This is a genomic window from Psychroserpens ponticola, assembly GCF_023556315.2.
Classification (GTDB): domain Bacteria; phylum Bacteroidota; class Bacteroidia; order Flavobacteriales; family Flavobacteriaceae; genus Psychroserpens; species Psychroserpens ponticola.
In genome coordinates this window covers 3,950,428-3,968,960 of record NZ_CP116221.1, presented here as the reverse complement: position 1 = coordinate 3,968,960, position 18,533 = coordinate 3,950,428, and the positions used below count along the sequence as shown (strand labels likewise).

General features: G+C 33.2%; 14 protein-coding genes. 9 read left to right on the top strand and 5 right to left on the bottom strand.

What is annotated here, in order from left to right; translation table 11 throughout:
• Positions 1-52: 52 nt before the first annotated feature.
• From MUN68_RS17460 to MUN68_RS17450, 3 genes are all read right to left on the bottom strand, one after another.
• Positions 53-316, bottom strand: a complete 264-nt coding sequence (locus MUN68_RS17460; RefSeq protein ID WP_249997008.1) for a hypothetical protein — start codon at positions 314-316, stop codon at positions 53-55.
• A 62-nt stretch (positions 317-378) separates the two neighbouring features.
• The gene (locus tag MUN68_RS17455) at positions 379-1,155 is read right to left on the bottom strand and encodes an alpha/beta fold hydrolase (protein ID WP_249997007.1); all 777 of its coding nucleotides are present in this window, start codon (positions 1,153-1,155) and stop codon (positions 379-381) included.
• A 1-nt stretch (position 1,156) separates the two neighbouring features.
• A complete protein-coding gene (locus MUN68_RS17450; protein ID WP_249997005.1) occupies positions 1,157-2,449 on the bottom strand; it encodes an aminopeptidase P family protein in 1,293 nt (430 codons plus the stop codon).
• 120 nt (positions 2,450-2,569) lie between these two features.
• Between MUN68_RS17450 and MUN68_RS17445 the strand changes: the two genes are divergently transcribed.
• From MUN68_RS17445 to MUN68_RS17415, 7 genes are all read left to right on the top strand, one after another.
• Positions 2,570-4,345 carry a T9SS type A sorting domain-containing protein gene (locus MUN68_RS17445; RefSeq protein WP_249997004.1) on the top strand — a complete coding sequence of 592 codons (1,776 nt, stop codon included), beginning with the start codon at positions 2,570-2,572 and terminating at the stop codon, positions 4,343-4,345.
• 157 nt (positions 4,346-4,502) lie between these two features.
• Positions 4,503-7,346: a WD40/YVTN/BNR-like repeat-containing protein gene (locus MUN68_RS17440; protein WP_249997003.1), complete on the top strand. Its 2,844-nt coding sequence runs from the start codon at positions 4,503-4,505 to the stop codon at positions 7,344-7,346.
• A 38-nt stretch (positions 7,347-7,384) separates the two neighbouring features.
• A complete protein-coding gene (locus MUN68_RS17435; protein ID WP_249997002.1) occupies positions 7,385-8,260 on the top strand; it encodes a hypothetical protein in 876 nt (291 codons plus the stop codon).
• Between the two features lie 92 nt (positions 8,261-8,352).
• Complete coding sequence (locus tag MUN68_RS17430; RefSeq protein ID WP_249997001.1) at positions 8,353-9,027, top strand: succinate dehydrogenase cytochrome b subunit; 675 nt, start codon at positions 8,353-8,355, stop codon at positions 9,025-9,027.
• Positions 9,028-9,039: 12 nt separating this feature from the next.
• Positions 9,040-11,052 carry a fumarate reductase/succinate dehydrogenase flavoprotein subunit gene (locus tag MUN68_RS17425; RefSeq protein WP_249997000.1) on the top strand — a complete coding sequence of 671 codons (2,013 nt, stop codon included), beginning with the start codon at positions 9,040-9,042 and terminating at the stop codon, positions 11,050-11,052.
• A 14-nt stretch (positions 11,053-11,066) separates the two neighbouring features.
• A complete protein-coding gene (locus MUN68_RS17420) occupies positions 11,067-11,813 on the top strand; it encodes a succinate dehydrogenase/fumarate reductase iron-sulfur subunit (RefSeq protein WP_249996999.1) in 747 nt (248 codons plus the stop codon).
• Positions 11,814-11,903: 90 nt separating this feature from the next.
• Positions 11,904-13,673: a MutS-related protein gene (locus MUN68_RS17415; RefSeq protein ID WP_249996997.1), complete on the top strand. Its 1,770-nt coding sequence runs from the start codon at positions 11,904-11,906 to the stop codon at positions 13,671-13,673.
• Positions 13,674-13,792: 119 nt separating this feature from the next.
• Here MUN68_RS17415 and rpmA read toward each other — a convergent pair whose 3' ends face one another.
• Together rpmA and rplU are read right to left on the bottom strand one after the other, a co-directional pair.
• On the bottom strand, positions 13,793-14,053 hold the full coding sequence (gene rpmA, locus MUN68_RS17410; protein ID WP_249996996.1) for a 50S ribosomal protein L27: 261 nt from the start codon (positions 14,051-14,053) through the stop codon (positions 13,793-13,795).
• A 39-nt stretch (positions 14,054-14,092) separates the two neighbouring features.
• Positions 14,093-14,776: a 50S ribosomal protein L21 gene (gene rplU / locus MUN68_RS17405; protein WP_249996995.1), complete on the bottom strand. Its 684-nt coding sequence runs from the start codon at positions 14,774-14,776 to the stop codon at positions 14,093-14,095.
• Positions 14,777-15,081: 305 nt separating this feature from the next.
• Between rplU and MUN68_RS17400 the strand changes: the two genes are divergently transcribed.
• Together MUN68_RS17400 and MUN68_RS17395 are read left to right on the top strand one after the other, a co-directional pair.
• A complete protein-coding gene (locus MUN68_RS17400) occupies positions 15,082-16,410 on the top strand; it encodes a M16 family metallopeptidase (RefSeq protein ID WP_249996994.1) in 1,329 nt (442 codons plus the stop codon).
• Positions 16,411-16,429: 19 nt separating this feature from the next.
• On the top strand, positions 16,430-18,511 hold the full coding sequence (locus tag MUN68_RS17395) for an insulinase family protein (RefSeq protein WP_249996993.1): 2,082 nt from the start codon (positions 16,430-16,432) through the stop codon (positions 18,509-18,511).
• The last annotated feature ends 22 nt before the right edge of the window (positions 18,512-18,533 follow it).

The window sequence follows — 18,533 nt, the reverse complement described above, 5'->3', positions numbered from 1 at the left end:
GATGGATTAATCTAAATATATTGAAAACCAAATATTAACGTGCGTTTTTTCCTTAATAAATCGATGAAGTGAGTGTTTTATTCTTCAAACGTATCATTCTACGTGTATAAATCTCTTCAAGAATGCTATTAATTTCTTGAAACTTAGGTGTTAATTCGGTAAGTTTTCCATTACCATTTGTTGTTAATTGACGTTTACAACACTTACATGTATATTCCTTTACATGTTTAGTTACCTTTTTAGTCATTTCATAATTGTGCCCAAAAAGGTCGCAGTAAATCCTCATCGGAGCTATAGCATTTGTAGTTTTTTTCATGTCTTAATGATTTGGGAACCACTAACATAGAAAAAAATATCAATAACAAACGATTAAGAGCTTTATTTTTCGATGAAATGCAATAATTTGTAAGTTAATTCTTTCTTATTTTCAATATGACTCATGTGACCATCTGGAAATTCAACTATTTTAGTAGTTGAATTATGAACAAGATTGATAAGAGTATTGTATTCTAAAACAGGGTCTTTACGTCCAATAATCATCATTGTATTAAAATTAGCTTTTTGAAAAATAGATTCTCTATTTAGCCTAACTTTCATACCTTCCAAAGCAGCAATAATTCCTTGAATTGGCATTTTAAGCGCCTCTTGTTTTATAAATTCTATCTCTTTAGAAAATCGCTCTCTATTATCTGATGCAAAAAGATTTGCAATCGACATGCTAATAAATGTTTTATGATTTTTCTTTACGGCTTGTATGGCTCTATCTCTATTTATTTTTCGCTCTGCATTGTCGTCTAAAGCAGAAGAGTTCATCAAACATAAGCCACTAATGAAACTTGGGTGTTTTTCGGCCAAAGCCAAAGCAACATATCCACCCATTGAATGACCAATGAGCGTGCATGTCTTAATTTTTAATTCATCAAAAACTGCTTTTACTGCATCTGCCATATCATCCATAGAATGAATATATCCAATGCAACCTGTATTTCCATGACCTAATAAATCAATACAAACCACTCTATTGGAATCGACAAAATATGGAACAAGAGATTTCCACATTGTACTATTTTCTAGAAAACCATGTAATAAAACAACAGGATTTCCTTGCCCTTCATCTGTATAAAAAACAGAGCTTCCTTTGTATTCTAAAATCATTTTATGAATTCATAATTTCCTCAATCTCTTCAGCTTCAATAGGAATATTACGCATCAAATTAAAAGGCTCTCCATTTTCTTGGATTACCAAATCATCTTCTAAACGTATTCCGAAACCTTCATCAGGAATATAGATACCTGGTTCTACAGTAAACACCATATTGGCTTGCATAGGTTCAGTTAAAATTCCGTAATCATGCGTATCTAATCCAATATTATGACTCGTACCATGCATGAAATATTTTTTGTAAGCTGGCCAATCTTTATTTTCATTTTGAACATCAGCCTTATCTAATAAGCCCAAACCTAATAATTCAGAAGTCATTAATTTCCCTACTTCAACATGATAATCTGCCCAAATTGTTCCTGGTGTAAGCATTTTTGTAGCTTCATTTTTAACGCGATTCACAGCATTATAAACTTGCTTTTGTCGCTCAGAAAACCGACCAGAAACAGGAATAGTTCTTGTCATATCACTTGAGTAGTTCGCATATTCTGCTCCAACATCCATTAAAATCAAATCACCAGCTTTACACTGTTGGTTATTCTCTATATAATGTAATACATTGGCATTATTTCCAGAAGCAATAATTGGTGTGTAAGCAAATCCTTTAGAGCGATTATTTAAAAACTCATGCATAAATTCAGCTTCAATATTGAACTCCCAAACATCAGGTCTAACAAAGTTTAATACACGACGTAATCCTTTTTCGGTAATATCACTGGCTTTTTGCATCACATCTAATTCAATAGCATTTTTTACAGAACGTAAGCGTTGTAAAATTGGATTACTCTTAGCCACAGCATGTGCTGGATATTTATCTTTAAGCCATTTTGTAAAACGATCTTCACGAGTTTCTGTTTCTACATTCGATCTGTAATGTTCATTCGTATTGATAAAAACCGTGTCACATTGTGTCATCAGCTCAAACATGATTTTCTCCATGTCTTGAAGCCAATAGACCGTTTTAATTCCACTAGTTTTAAAAGCTGCTTCTTTAGTTAATTTTTCACCTTCCCAAACTGCAATATGTTCATTCGTTTCTTTTAAAAATAAAATTTCACGATGCTTTTCATTTGGGCAATCAGGAAACATTATTAAAATGCTTTCCTCTTGATCAACACCGCTCAAATAGAAAATATCTCGATGCTGCTCAAAAGGCAATGTACTATCTGCGCTAACTGGGTAGATATCGTTAGAGTTGAAAACTGCTAAGCTGCTAGGTTTCAGTTTAGCAGCAAAATTTTTTCGATTTTTTATAAAAAGAGTTCTATCTATTAAGTGATATTTCATGGTTTATTGTTTTAATATGGTAAAGGTAAATAGTTTAAGTAAGTATCGCAACTTATCGATAAATCGCTATATTTACCGATGAAATACAATAATTAAAACATTAACCGACAACTAACCAATATGAAAAAAACTACTTTTAAAAATTTGTTTGCAGCAGTTTTAATGCTGTGTATGATTGTAAACATGTCAGCACAAGAACTCATGTTTGAAGTACCTTTAACTGAGCAAATTCAAGCATCTACACAAATAGTTGAAGGGAAAGTTGTTTCAAAAAATTCGTTTTGGGATATCAATCGCGAAAATATTTACACTTCAAATATTGTAGAAGTTTATAAAGTATTTAAAGGCGAATCTATATCAACTATTGAAATTATTACAAGAGGTGGTACCGTTGAATTAGAAGCTGAAATTGTTACTCCTAGTCTACAACTGGGTCTTTATGATATTGGAATATTCACATTACACGATAACAACACTAATATTACGAATAACTCAACTTCTACATTTCAGCCATATAGTGAAGCTCAAGGCTTTTACAAATATAATACGCTTTCTAATGTAGCAGCAAACCCTTTTAAAATAAAACAAGGCATCAACAATTTTTATAATGAAATTGAAGGCCTAACGAATAACGCGTACACTAGTATTGGAAACTTTAGCATAACTGATATCATAAGTTTAAATGAAGCAAATAGAGGGGTAATTAATATCACATCATTTGATCCAGCAATAGCTACTGCTGGAACACAAACGGTTTTAACAATTAATGGTTCTGGTTTTGGAACAACGAAACAAAACGTTGGATTTGCTAATGCAAATGATGGTGGTGCTACTTTTACTTTAGCATTAGAATCACAGATTTTAACATGGACAGATAATCAAGTGACCGTACAAATACCTTCTCAAGGTGGCTCAGGTCCTTTTGCATTAATTAACTCTGCTGCAACAGCTGTAATAGCACAATCAGGAAATTTGGATATCACTTATGCTGAAATAAATGCTGTTTTTGATCCTGATGGAAATGGGAACTTTGCCTACCCAACTCAACATATTAATAATGATGGTAGTGGTGGATACATTTGGCAAATGGAAACCGATTTCAATAACAATACAGCTGCTAACGAATCTTTCACTAGAGCCTTTGATACTTGGAGGTGTGAAACTGGTATAAATTGGACTATTGGAGCTGTAACTGCTACAGATGTTATTGCTGATGATGATATAAATGTCATTAGATTTGATGATGGATCTGAGATGGCTTCTGGAACTTTAGGAGTATGTACTTCCCGCTTTGGAGGTTGTTATACACAAGCACAACCAACAACCGAAATGCAATGGTTGGCGACCGAACTTGATATTGTTTTTAACGATACTACTAATTGGCAATTTGGACCAGCAAATGCGAATAACTCTCAAATAGATTTTGAAACAGTTGCTGTGCACGAATTAGGACATGGACATCAATTAACTCATGTGATTGACACAAACAAAATAATGCACTTCGCCATTGGTGGTGGCACCAATAATCGCTCATTAAGTGCTAGTGATATTTCTGGCGGTAATGATATACAATCAAGAAGCACAACCCTTACTCCTTGTGGAGCTCCAGTTATGATTGATTTTGATTGCTCAACTTTAAGTGTAAGTGACCAAGGATTTGCTGAGAATATATCTATTTATCCTAATCCAGCAAAAGATTTGCTTAATATTAAGCATTCCGGAACTATTCGCTTAGATACAGCCATATTATATGACGTAAGAGGGCGATTAATTTCAACCCTTGACCTTAGCAATACCACATCAATTAATACGAGTCAACTTCATTCAGGAATTTATTTCATAAGGATTGACGACACTGATGGAAATACATTAACTAAGAAATTTATTGTAGAATAATCACAAAACAAATAATCTAAAAAGGCGTTCAAATTATATTGAATGCCTTTTTTAATTGTAAGTGCCTCATACCTATTTGTAAAGCGTTAAATACAACTAGGAATTACTGTTTTATTCAAAAAAGCAGTAATTTCATAGCTCAAAAATTCTAACCAACATGTCGTATTCTAAATTTTTATCAATCATTGCACTTATCTGTGTTTTTATTTCTACAGCACAACAAACATCTACATCATCTGATCCTATTATTAAAATACTAGATCAAAAAGAAAACCTCTCCAAAACGTCACTGGTAAAAAATGTTTTCTTTGAAAATATTGGACCAACAATTATGAGTGGTCGTGTTGTTGATCTCGCTGTAAATCCAGAAAACCCAACAGAGTTTTATGTTGGATATGCTTCTGGAGGTGTTTGGCATACTATAAATAACGGAACAACCTTTACACCTATTCTTGATACGTCAAACACACAAAATGTTGGCGACATAGCAGTCGATTGGAAAAGTAGAACCATTTGGGTTGGTACAGGTGAAAATAACAGTTCAAGATCGAGTTATGCTGGAATTGGAATTTTAAAATCTACTGATAACGGAAAAAATTGGCAAAATATGGGCTTAGTAGATTCTCATCATATTGGCCGAATTCTTATCAATCCAAACAATCCTGATGAAGTTGTCATTGGAGTTACTGGACATTTATATTCTCCAAACCAAGAACGAGGCATTTACAAAACAATGGATGGCGGAAAAACATGGTCGCAAAAATTATTTATAGATGATATGAGTGGTATTATTGATGTGCAAACCAATCCTAATAATTTCAATCTCATGTTTGCATCGTCTTGGACTAAAGATCGAAAAGCTTGGAATTTTAGCGGAAGTGGAAATAATTCTGCCATATACAAAAGTACTGATGCTGGAAATACTTGGATTAAAGTATCTACTGAAAAAAGCGGCTTTCCAACTGGAAATGGTGTTGGCAGAATTGGCTTAGCCATTTATAATGATGATATCGTTTATGCTGTACATGATAGTCAATTTCGTAGACCTTCCGAAGACAATAAGGAAACCTCAAATAGGTTAACAAAAAATGATTTTAAAAGTATGACGACTAAAGCATTCTTAGCTTTAGATGATAAAAAACTGAACGACTATTTAAAAACAAATGGCTTTCAGGAAAAATATAGATCTGAAAATGTAAAGCAAATGGTACGTAGCGGAAATGTAAAACCGATTGACCTTGCTAAATATATTGAAAATGCAAATTCTATATTGTTTGACACACCTGTTATTGGAACAGAAGTTTATAAAAGCACAGATGGAGGAACAACATGGAAGAAAACACACGATGATTATCTAGACGATATTTACTATAGTTATGGCTATTATTTTGGTCATATTTATGTCGCTCCAAATAATGAAGATCATATTTACATTTATGGCGTTCCTATTGTGAAATCTAAAGATGGTGGGAAAACGTTCACTTCTATTAGTGCTGAAAATGTTCATGCAGATCATCATGCACTTTGGATCAACCCTAAAAACCCAAACCACCTCATCAATGGAAATGATGGAGGTGTAAACATTAGTTATGATGATGGTGAAAATTGGATCAAAAACAATTCACCTTCTGTTGGTCAATTTTATGCGATTAACGTTGATAATGAAAAGCCATATAATGTGTATGGTGGTTTACAAGACAATGGTGTTTGGGTTGGCGCTAATAACGCAAGAGAAGATAAAAGCTGGCACCAAAGAGGTCAATACCCATGGAAAGGTATAATGGGAGGTGATGGCATGCAAATTCAAATTGACAATAGAGATCATAACATTGTGTATACAGGCTATCAATTTGGAAATTATTACCGACTTAATCTCGAAACTGAAGAAGACGCATACATTCAACCTAAACATGAGTTAGGTGAAAATCCATATCGTTTTAATTGGCAAACACCCATTTTTTTATCACCTCACAATCAAGATATTTTATATTTAGGTGGAAATAAACTCATGCGCTCCATGAATCAAGGTGATGATTGGGAAGCCATTAGTGAGGATTTAACCAATGGTGGAAAAAAAGGAAATGTGGCTTACGGAACCTTAACTTCAATAAGTGAATCTCCTTTTCAGTTTGGATTGATTTATACAGGAAGTGATGACGGATTAATTCATGTTACTAAGAATTCAGGTAGCCATTGGACTAACATTTCTAATAATTTACCAAAAAACCTTTGGGTGAGTCGCGTCATCGCATCAAAACATAAAAAAGAACGTGTTTACGTAAGTTTAAATGGGTATCGTTCAGATGATTTTAAAGTCTATATCTATATGAGTAATGATTATGGGCAAACTTGGAAAGACATTAGCGCTAACATTCCTGCGTCTCCAGTAAATGTGGTTAAAGAAGATACTGAAAATGAAAATATCCTTTATCTAGGAACAGATAATGGCGCTTACATCTCTTTTAATCAAGGAAAAAATTGGGAAGTTTTCAGTAAGGGATTGCCAAATGTTGCAATTCATGATATTGTAATACAACCAGAAGCTAAAGATCTTTTATTAGGAACTCACGGAAGAAGTATTTATAAAACTGATATTTCAGCACTTCAATTAATGAATTCTAATATATTATCAGATGAAATTACACTTTTTAAAGTAGATGATGTAAGACATTCTTCGCGATGGGGAAGTTCTTGGGGAAAATGGTACGACACCAATGAACCTGAAATTGAATTGGCTTTTTATGCTAATACTTCAGAAGAAAAAACGGTAAAAGTTTTATCTGAAAAAGGAACGCTTCTCAATGAGTTGAAAGTAACTGCTGACAAAGGATTTAATTATGTAAATTATAATTTATCATTAACCGAAAAAGGACGAAAAGCTTTACTTAAAGAAAATACATCCATAGAAATAGAAAAAGCTAAAAATGATCTGTATTATTTACCTAAAGGCATATATACATTTCAAATCAACAATGTAAAAACTAACTTTGAAATAAAATAAAGCTAATACTTTAAAGTTATACTAAAAACTCTAAATCAATGAAATACATTAAACTTAGCATCCTTTTAATCTGTGGATTAGTGATGTCATGCAGTGAAGACAATGATGACAACTTAAGACTTGACCCAACAGAACCTAACTTGGTTATTAAACTAAAATTTGACCCTAATCAAGAACGTTTAGGTAATCTTGGTCAACCTGTTTCTGTTGTTACTGGAAATGCCGCACAATCACCTAGTATTAATCGCATGAGTGCCAATTATATTGAATTTGCTCAAATGGAAACAACTGCTTTAGGAACTGGTGAAATTATTTTTGAAGGCGATGAAACAACTGCTGGAGGAGCTCTTGCTATCGATTTTCAAAATGCTGTTTTCGCAGGAGATAATGAAACATTTTTAACGATTCCGTTAAGTGAAATTGCTACAGGAAACTACGAATGGGTTAGAGTCTCTTTAGCATATCAAGAAGGTAATATTGATCTATTGGTAAATGGACAAGATTATACTGGAACCTTAGCTAGCTTTGTTGGTTACAATTCTTATATCACTTCTTTTGATCTCAACGGAAGCACTTTTGATATTAATAACAATAAAGTACAAGGCTTTTGGGCTTTTGAATCTCAAGAAATCACCACACAAGGACAAGCTCCAGCAGGTGCTACAACAGTTCCAAATCCACTATTTAACTCATCTCCAATTCCGCAAGGATCATGTATTGTAACTGGTGAATTTGAAAACGGATTAGCCATCACTGGAAATGAAACACAAGATATTACTGTAACATTATCATTTTCAATCAATAATAGTTTTGAATGGACCGAAGTAAATGCAGATGGAAAATATGAACCAGAAGCGGGAGAACAAGTTGTAGACATGGGACTTCGTGGTTTAATTCCAATGGTTTCTAATTAAACCCATTCTAAATTATCAAAATTGTAGCTAAAATTTGTTGTACAACACAATGAATCTTATCTTTGTTAGACAAATAATTAACTACAATTATAATGAGCGGAATTTTAAATTCGTCGATTGGAAGAAAATTTGCCATGGCACTTTCGGCACTCTTCCTTATGTTTTTCTTACTTCAACACTTTGCAATCAATATTCTTTCTGTGTTTAGTGCAAATGCTTTTAATGAGGTATCTCACTTTATGGGAACGTTTTGGGCCATTCAGTACATCCTACAACCTGTATTGATTTTTGGCGTGATTTTTCACTTCGTAATGGGTTTTGTTCTCGAAATTAAAAACAACAAAGCAAGACAAATTAATTATGCTAAAAATAATGGAGCTGCGAACTCCTCTTGGATGAGTAGAAATATGATTTGGAGTGGTTTAGCAATTTTAGCCTTTATAGTGCTTCACTTTATTGATTTTTGGATTCCAGAAATCAACACAAAATACATCGTTGGCGACATGTCTGGTTTGCACAATGGTGAATACAGATATTTTCATGAATTAGTAGAAAAATTTCATAGTCCGCTTCGTGTAGGAGCTTACATTATCGCATTCGTATTCTTAGCATTACATTTATTACATGGTTTTAATTCAGCATTTCAATCTGTTGGAGCAAATAATAAATACACTAAAGGATTAAAAACGTTCAGTAAGATTTTTGCAATAGGTATTCCATTAGGATTCATTTTCATTGCATTATTTCATCATTTAACAGGACACTAAAAAACAGCTTGTATGGCTTTAGATTCTAAAATACCACAAGGTCCAATTGCGGATAAGTGGACAAATTATAAAAATCACATCGACTTAGTAAATCCTGCTAACAAGCGTAACATTGATGTTATTGTTGTTGGTACTGGTTTAGCTGGTGGTTCTGCTGCTGCTACTTTAGCAGAACTTGGCTACAATGTAAAAGCATTTTGTTTTCAAGATTCGCCAAGACGAGCACATTCAATTGCAGCTCAAGGTGGAATCAATGCAGCAAAAAACTACCAAGGTGATGGCGATTCAACTTATAGATTATTTTACGACACTGTAAAAGGTGGTGATTATCGTTCTCGTGAAGCTAACGTATATCGCTTAGCTGAAGTTTCAGCAAATATTATTGACCAATGTGTTGCTCAAGGTGTTCCTTTTGCTCGTGAATATGGTGGGTTATTAGATAACCGTTCGTTTGGTGGTGTTCTTGTATCAAGAACATTTTATGCTGCAGGACAAACTGGTCAACAATTATTATTAGGAGCATATTCTGCAATGAATCGCCAGATTGGTCGTGGAAAAATCAAAATGTACAACCGTCACGAAATGTTAGACGTTGTTAAAGTTGGTGGAAAAGCTCGTGGAATCATAACGCGTAATTTAATCACTGGAGAAATTGAAAGACATTCAGCACATGCTGTGATTTTAGGAACTGGTGGTTATGGTAACGTCTTCTTTTTATCAACTAATGCAATGGGATCTAATGTAACAGCTGCTTGGAAAGCTCACAAACGTGGTGCTTACTTTGCAAATCCTTGTTACACACAAATTCACCCAACTTGTATTCCTGTTTCTGGAGATCATCAGTCTAAATTAACATTGATGTCTGAGTCTCTACGTAATGATGGACGAATTTGGGTGCCAAAACACATGAAAGACGTTGAGGCTATTCGTAATAGAACTTTAATGCCTAAAGATTTAGCTGAAGCTGATCGCGATTACTATTTAGAACGTCGTTATCCAGCCTTCGGAAACTTAGTGCCTCGTGATGTTGCTTCTCGTGCTGCAAAAGAACGTTGTGATGCTGGTTTTGGTGTAAATGCAACTGGTGAAGCTGTATTCTTAGATTTTGCTTCTGCAATTCAACGTTATGGAAAAGAAACTGCACATGTAAAAGGTTTAGATGAAAATGACGCAGCTCTTGTTAAGACATTAGGACAAGAAGTTATCAAAAATAAATACGGAAACTTATTCCAAATGTATGAGAAGATTGTAGATCAAGATCCATACAATACTCCAATGATGATTTATCCAGCTGTTCACTATACAATGGGTGGAATTTGGGTAGATTATAATTTAATGACAACGGTTCCTGGTTTATACTGTATTGGTGAAGCTAATTTTTCTGATCATGGTGCAAACAGACTTGGAGCTTCGGCTTTAATGCAAGGATTGGCAGATGGTTATTTTGTATTACCTTATACCATTGGAGATTATTTATCTGATGATATTCGTACAGGTACAATTCCAACAGATTCTAAAGAGTTTGAAGATGCTGAAAATGAAGTTAGAAAGACTTTAAATTTCTTCGTTACTAATGAAGGAAAACACTCTGTAGATTATTTCCATAAGAAATTAGGAAAAATCATGTGGAATAAAGTCGGAATGGCTCGTAACGTTAAAGGTTTAACCGAAGCTATTTCTGAAATTAAAGAACTTCGGGCAGAATTCTGGAAAGATGTTAAAGTTCCTGGAACTAATGAAGAATACAACGAAGAATTAGCAAAAGCTGGTCGTGTTGCAGATTTCTTAGAATTAGGAGAACTATTCGCAAAAGATGCTTTAGATAGAGAAGAATCTTGTGGTGGACACTTTAGAGAAGATGCTGTAGAATTAGATGGTGAACAAAAAGGAGAAGCAAAACGTGACGATGAAAACTTTGCTTATGTTTCTGCTTGGGAATATAAAGGTGAACCTAGTGATGCTGTGTTGCACAAAGAGCAGTTAGAGTTTAAAGATATTGAATTGAAACAAAGAAGTTATAAATAAGGAAAGCTATGAATATGAATTTAACACTTAAAATTTGGCGTCAAAAAAACGCAAGTGATAAAGGAAGTATGGTTGATTATAAAGTCAGTGATATTTCGCCAGATATGTCTTTTCTTGAAATGTTAGACGTACTAAACGAACAACTCGTAAATAAAGATGAAGAGCCAGTTGCTTTTGATCATGATTGTCGTGAAGGTATTTGCGGCATGTGTTCTTTATACATTAACGGTGAAGCACATGGTCCAGATAGAGGAATAACGACTTGTCAATTACACATGCGTATGTTTAAAGATGGTGATACGATTACGATTGAGCCATTTAGAGCAACTGCATTTCCTGTAATAAAAGATTTAATTGTCGATAGAACTTCTTTTGATCGTATTCAACATGCTGGAGGATTTATTTCTGTGAACACCTCTGGAAACACGATTGATGCGAATGCAATTCCGATTAACAAACACGACGCAGATACAGCGTTTGAAGCTGCAACTTGTATTGGTTGTGGTGCTTGTGTTGCGAGTTGTAAAAACTCATCTGCAATGTTATTTGTTGGTGCGAAAGTATCTCAATTTGCATTATTACCACAAGGACAAGTTGAAGCTACAGATCGTGTGTTAAACATGGTAAAACAAATGGACGAAGAAGGGTTTGGGAACTGTACTAATACTGGAGCTTGCGAAGTAGAATGTCCTAAAGGCATTTCTCTTGAAAATATTGCTCGTATGAATAGAGAATATTTAAAAGCAAGTCTAAAGGGATAATCTAAAATAGTTTAAAACTCAAATTATATACAAACGAAATCTCAAGAGCAATCTTGAGATTTTTTGTTTCTTTACTACATAAAATTAATCATGATTGATCCCATAACATTCTATAACCAAGAACTAGAGACATATAAAACAGAAGTCGCTTCACATAAAAAAAGCCTTTTAATACTCAGTTCATTGCGTATATTAATATTTGCACTTACTGGAATAGCAATATATGTTACCTTTTCCAACTGGCAATTAGCATTAGCTATTGGAGTGTTAGGTTTAACAAGTTTTATATATTTACTTTCAAAGTATACAAACATAAAAGCAAAACGCGAACTCCATAAAGCATTGGTTCATATCAATGCTGAAGAATTAAAAATTGCTTCTGGTGATTTTCATCATAGAGATACAGGCTTACAATTTCAAGATCCAAAACACTTTTACAGTTTAGATATTGATCTCTTTGGAAAAGGATCTTTTTTTCAATTTATTAATAGAACAATTTCTTCGGAAGGTCAACACGAACTTTCAAATGCCCTAAAAACAAATAATACCTCTAACATTGAAGAACGACAAGACGCAATTAAGGAGTTATCTGAAAAAACAGAATGGACGCAATTGTATTCAGCTACAGGAAGCTTAATAAAAACTGAAACTCCAGCATTAAAAATTATCAATTGGTTAAAAAACCATAAAGGTTTCATTCCAAAATACATGAAATTGTTACCATGGCTATTTACAATAATCTCAGTAACCTTATTAATCTTATCGATCCTTAACATCTTAGATATTACATACTTTGGGTATTGGTTGTTTGTTGGATTAGGATTGACAGGGTTATATTTGAAAAAAATTAATGTTTTAGCTGTAAATTCAGATAAAGCTAAAGACACCTTTAGACAATATGCGTCTTTATTACTTCAAATAGAAAATGAACGTTTTACATCAAAACTTCTTCAGGAAAAGCAAAAACAAATTCAATCTGAAGGCAAAAAAGCGTCAGCAATTTTTTCTGAATTTTCAAAACACTTAGATGCTTTAGACAATCGCAACAATCTTATTGGAGCAATTTTCGGAAACGGTTATTTGCTTTCAGATATTAAAAACGCTTATAAGGTGGAGCAATGGATTTCTAAGTATGGACACAAAGTTGAAGATTGGTTTGAAGTGGTTTCCTTTTTCGATGCTTATAATAGTTTAGGGAATTATGCTTTCAATCATCAAGATCATGTATTTCCAAAAATTTCAAAAAATCAAATAACCATAAATTCAAAAAATTTAGGCCATCCATTACTAGATAAAACCAAACGCATCAATAGTGATGTCTCTATCAAAAATCAGCAATTCTTTATTGTGACTGGAGCAAATATGGCTGGTAAAAGCACATTTCTAAGAACAATTTCTTTACATATTATGATGGCAAATGTAGGATTACCTGTTTGTGCTACATCAAGTTCTTATTCTCCTGTGAAACTCATTACAAGCATGCGTACAAGCGATTCATTAACCGATGATAGTAGTTATTTCTTTTCAGAATTAACACGCTTAAAATTCATTGTTGATGCCATTGAAAAAGAACCTTATTTTATCATTCTAGATGAAATTTTAAAAGGCACTAACAGCACTGATAAAGCCATTGGCTCAAGAAAGTTTGTCGAAAAATTAGTTGCAGGAAACGCGACTGGAATTATTGCCACACATGATTTAAGTCTATGTAAAATTTCTGAAGAATTAGACGATGTAGAAAACTATTATTTTAATGCTGAAATTGTAAACGACGAGCTCTACTTTGATTATAAATTCAAAAAAGGAATTTGCCAAAATATGAATGCGAGCTTTCTGTTAAAGAAGATGGAGATAATATAATAGTCTAGATATCATTCAAAGCCTTCTGAATGACAATAGACATTTTTAATTTATTGAATAAAACAAAAAAACCCATTCTAAATTAGAATGGGTTTTTAATATTGTGAGATAAAACTCAATTAAGCTTCAAAAGGCTCAATAGAAACGTAAGACTTATTGTCTCTTTTCTTTGTGAATTTCACTAAACCATCAACTTTAGCATGTAAAGTGTGATCTTTTCCACCATACACATTTTCACCAGGATGATGTGTATTACCTCTTTGTCTAACGATGATGTTACCAGCTAATGCAGCTTGACCACCAAATATCTTAACACCTAAGCGTTTCGATTCTGATTCTCTACCATTTTTAGAACTACCTACTCCTTTTTTATGAGCCATTGTATTAAGGTTTTATATTGTTATACTTAAGTGGTTAGCTTACGCTTTTCCACCGTCTAATTCGTCTTGCCATTTCTTTAACTCATCCCACTTACCATCAGCAGCTAATTGAGCTTGTGCTGGCCAAGTATCTGTTACGTGGTTTCCACGAACATCTGCGATGATTTCTGAAATTTTTGCAGAATCTGCTTTAGCTAAATCCGCATAAGTTGCGATTCCTGCTTCAACTAATGTTGATGCAATCTTTGGTCCAATACCTTCGATTTTCTTTAAATCGTCAGCTTTTCCAGTTGATTTCTTAGCTTCAGTTTTTGGAGCAGCAGCTTTTGCTTCTACTTTTGGTTCAGCTTTTTTAGTTTCTTTTTTCGGAGCAGCTTTCTCAGCTTTTGCTGGAGTTGCTTTTTTTGCTCCTGAAGCAACAATACTTTCAATTACGATTTCAGATAAAGATTGTCTGTGTCCATTTTTAACACGGTAACCTTTTCTTCTTTTCTTTTTGAAGACTATTACTTTATCACCTTTAAGGTGCTTTAAGACTTTTGCACTTACTTGTGCTCCGTCTATAGCTGGGGCGCCTAAAGTTACATTGTTACCATCGCCTATTAAAAGAACATTATCGAAAGAAACTTTCTTACCTTCTTCTGTTGCTAAACGGTTAACAAAAACTTTTTGGTCTTTTTCAACTTTAAATTGATGCCCTGCTATCTCTACAATTGCGTACATAGCGTAACGTTTTTATTAATTATTTTATTCAAAATGTGTACTTTCTCTTCAGAAAGCGGGTGCAAATATACATCCTAATTAATTAATTTACAAACGATTTAAACAAATTGAGGAATATTATAGTTTATTTGAATTGAAGCCATTAAAAATTCATAAAAAAAATGACTATTATATGAATTTTAAGATTTTTTTAGAATCAGAACCACTAAAAAAGAATAGTTAATCATTATTTTTGTAAAACATTGTAACATTTCACGTTATAAGAACACTTACAACTCGTAAAACTAATTTAAAACAAACTCACAATGAAAAAAGGCTTATTTACTTTAGCTGCTTTTGTACTTGCAATATTTGCTACATCTGCACAAGAAGTTAAATTTGAAGAATTTGATCTAGACAATGGATTACATGTTATTCTTCATCAAGATAACACTGCTCCAGTAGTTATCACATCCGTTATGTATAATGTTGGAGGAAAAGATGCAGGAGGAACTGCTGAAGCACCTCGAACAGGATTTGCTCACTTTTTTGAGCACCTTTTATTTGAAGGAACAGAAAATATTGGACGTGGAGAATTTGCAAACATAGTTCTAGCAAATGGCGGAAGATTAAATGCAAACACGTCACAAGACAGAACCTATTATTATGACATCTTTCCTTCTAATAAATTAGAATTAGGGCTTTGGTTAGAATCTGAACGTATGTTACATCCTGTAATTGATCAAGTTGGTGTTGATACACAAAACGAAGTTGTTAAAGAAGAAAAGCGACAACGTTATGAATCACCTTACGGTAAAATCTTTGAAACTTTAGGAAAGAATCTTTTTAAAGTACACCCTTATAAAAACCCAAATATTGGCTTTATGGAAGACTTAGACGCTTCTACTCTAGAGGAATTTAACACCTATTTTAAAGATTATTACAGTCCAAATAATGCTGTTTTAATAGTAGCTGGTGATATTGATTCTGGTGAAACTAAAGACTTAGTAAAGAAATACTTTAATGAAGTTAAAAGAGGATCTGAAGTGGTTAGAAATTTCAGTAAAGAGCAACCAATTACTGTTACAGAAAAAGCGAAGGCTTACGATAAAAACATTCAAATTCCAGCGATACTTGCAGCTTACAGAACACCTGGATTTGGAACAAGAGATGCTTATATTTTAGATATGATTTCTTCATATTTAAGTGGAGGGAAAAGCTCTGTACTTTATAAGAAATTAGTTGATAACCAAAAACAAGCATTAGCTGTTCAGGCCGTAAATATTCCACAAATGGATTATAACATATTTGCCATGTTTGCACTTCCATTAGGTGAAGTTGGTTTAGAGACTTTATTAACTGAAATTGATGAAGAGGTAACTAAAATGCAAACCGAATTAATTACTGAACGTGATCACCAAAAACTAATCAATCAATTTGAAAATCAATTTGTAAATGCAAACTCTGGTATTGAAGGTATTGCAGAATCACTCGCAAAGTACTACCTTTTATATGGTGATGTAAATTTAATCAATAAAGAAATTGAAATATACAGATCTATTACAAGAGAAGACATTCAGGCTGCTGCTAAAAAATATTTAAGTCCAAATCAACGTGTTGAAATTGAATACTTACCTCAAACAGATGAACAATAAGATGAAAACTATATATAATATGAAAACGAAATTATCAGCATTTATTTTACTGTTCTTAATGTCAGTAGTTAGTGTAAATGCACAGTTAGATAGATCAATTCAGCCAAAACCAGGACCAGAACCGTCAATTACTTTAGAAGTCCCTAGTGAATTTGAACTAAAAAATGGATTAAAAGTTCTTGTTGTTGAAAACCATAAACTGCCAAGAGTTACGTATTCTTTAAATATTGATAACAAGCCATTTTCGACAGGAGCAAAAGCTGGTATTGAAAGTCTTATAGGATCGATGTTAGGAAATGGAACTACAACTATTACTAAGGACGATTTTAATGAAGAAATAGATTTTTTAGGTGCCAATTTAAACCTAGGTATTAATGGTGGTTTTGCGAGATCACTTTCAAAATATTCGGAAAGAATATTAGAATTAATGGCAGATGCTGCTATCAATCCTTTGTTAACTGAAGAAGAATTTAACAAGGAAAAAGAAAGATTTATTGAAGGTTTAAAAACTGAAGAAAAAGATATCGATGCTATTGGTGATCGTGTTGGTGATGCTTTATTATATGGTGCAAAACATCCTTATGGAGAATTTGTTACTGAAGAAACAATTAATAATGTCACTTTTGGTGATGCCGTTGCATTTTATGAAAAACACTTCAACCCTAATAATGCTTATTTAGTAATTATTGGAGATGTTGATTTAAGTACTGTTAGAAAACAGGTTAAGAAATATTTTAGTGATTGGGAAAAGTCTATCGATGTGTCAACTACAGTTCCTGCAGTTAATCCAAATGCCCAATACACCCAAATTAATTTTGTGGATTTACCAAATGCATCTCAATCAAGTATTTCAGTTAAGAATAGTGTTGATTTAAAAATGAATGATGAAGATTTTCATGCAGCACTTATTACAAATGACATTTTAGGATCTGGTTTTTCTGGTTATTTGTTTAAAAACTTACGTGAAGACAAAGGATATACTTATGGTGCTTATTCAAGATTAAGAGCTAATAGATATGGTGCTGGAAGTTTTAGTGCAGGTGCAAAAGTGAGAAACATGGTTACAGACAGTGCTGTAGTTGAAACCATGAAAGAAATTAACCGTATTAAGACTGAGACTGTAGAATCTCAAACGCTTAAAGATGCAAAAGCAAAATACGTTGGTAATTTTATCATGGGATTAGAAGATCCACAAACCGTAGCACGTTATGCTTTAAATATTAAGTTAAATAACTTGCCGAAAAATTTCTATACGACATATTTACAAAAAATTAATGCAGTTACTGCAGACGATGTAAAACGTGTAGCAAACAAATACATGAAAGCTGAAAATGCTAGAATCGTAGTTATAGGTAAAGGAAGTGAAGTTTTAGAAAACCTTGAAAAAACAGGAATTCCTATTAAATATTACGATAAATATGCAAATGCTGTTGATAAGCCAGTATTCTCTAAGCCAATCCCTTCTGGAGTAACAGCTGAAACTGTTATTGCTAGTTACTTAAGCGCAGTTGGAGGAAAAGACAAATTACAAAACATCAAAACATTATTAAATAATGCAGATGTAACTATTGTTGGTGCTCCTTACAAACCTAAAGCTGTTATAAAAGCTATGGCTCCTAATAAGGAATCTATGGAAATGATTATAGAAGGTATGGGAACAGTTATGAAAGAAAAGTTTGATGGTGCAACTGGTTACAAAGAACAACAAGGAATGAAAATACCAATGACTGAAGATGAACTTTCAAACAAGAAAGCTGAAAAAGGTTTATTTACAGAATTATACCTTGATGTTGCTAATATGAAATTGGAGACGATTTCAACTGTTGAAGGTAAAGATGCTTATAAGATTATAGTGACTAAAGGAGACGATGTGTCAAGTAGATACTATGATGTAGAAACGGGTTACTTAGTTCGCACAGAATCAACTAGCGAACAACAAGGCCAAAGCATCACTACTACTTTTGATTTTTCTGATTACCAAGATATTAATGGAGTAATGATACCTCATACTCAGAAAATAACCGCAGGACCACAAGTTATTATTTTAAACTCAACAGAGGTTAAGTTTAATGAAGGCGTTACTGATGCCGATTTTAATTAATAAAGATTAGAATAACTAATTA

What these genes read in the sequence shown, in the direction of transcription:
- MUN68_RS17460 (WP_249997008.1), bottom strand. Translation starts at nt 316, where the DNA reads ATGAAAAAAACTACAAATGCTATAGCTCCGATGAGGATTTACTGCGAC.
- MUN68_RS17455 (WP_249997007.1), bottom strand. Translation starts at nt 1,155, where the DNA reads ATGATTTTAGAATACAAAGGAAGCTCTGTTTTTTATACAGATGAAGGG.
- MUN68_RS17450 (WP_249997005.1), bottom strand. Translation starts at nt 2,449, where the DNA reads ATGAAATATCACTTAATAGATAGAACTCTTTTTATAAAAAATCGAAAA.
- MUN68_RS17445 (WP_249997004.1), top strand. Translation starts at nt 2,570, where the DNA reads ATGAAAAAAACTACTTTTAAAAATTTGTTTGCAGCAGTTTTAATGCTG.
- MUN68_RS17440 (WP_249997003.1), top strand. Translation starts at nt 4,503, where the DNA reads ATGTCGTATTCTAAATTTTTATCAATCATTGCACTTATCTGTGTTTTT.
- MUN68_RS17435 (WP_249997002.1), top strand. Translation starts at nt 7,385, where the DNA reads ATGAAATACATTAAACTTAGCATCCTTTTAATCTGTGGATTAGTGATG.
- MUN68_RS17430 (WP_249997001.1), top strand. Translation starts at nt 8,353, where the DNA reads ATGAGCGGAATTTTAAATTCGTCGATTGGAAGAAAATTTGCCATGGCA.
- MUN68_RS17425 (WP_249997000.1), top strand. Translation starts at nt 9,040, where the DNA reads ATGGCTTTAGATTCTAAAATACCACAAGGTCCAATTGCGGATAAGTGG.
- MUN68_RS17420 (WP_249996999.1), top strand. Translation starts at nt 11,067, where the DNA reads ATGAATTTAACACTTAAAATTTGGCGTCAAAAAAACGCAAGTGATAAA.
- MUN68_RS17415 (WP_249996997.1), top strand. Translation starts at nt 11,904, where the DNA reads ATGATTGATCCCATAACATTCTATAACCAAGAACTAGAGACATATAAA.
- rpmA (WP_249996996.1), bottom strand. Translation starts at nt 14,053, where the DNA reads ATGGCTCATAAAAAAGGAGTAGGTAGTTCTAAAAATGGTAGAGAATCA.
- rplU (WP_249996995.1), bottom strand. Translation starts at nt 14,776, where the DNA reads ATGTACGCAATTGTAGAGATAGCAGGGCATCAATTTAAAGTTGAAAAA.
- MUN68_RS17400 (WP_249996994.1), top strand. Translation starts at nt 15,082, where the DNA reads ATGAAAAAAGGCTTATTTACTTTAGCTGCTTTTGTACTTGCAATATTT.
- MUN68_RS17395 (WP_249996993.1), top strand. Translation starts at nt 16,430, where the DNA reads ATGAAAACGAAATTATCAGCATTTATTTTACTGTTCTTAATGTCAGTA.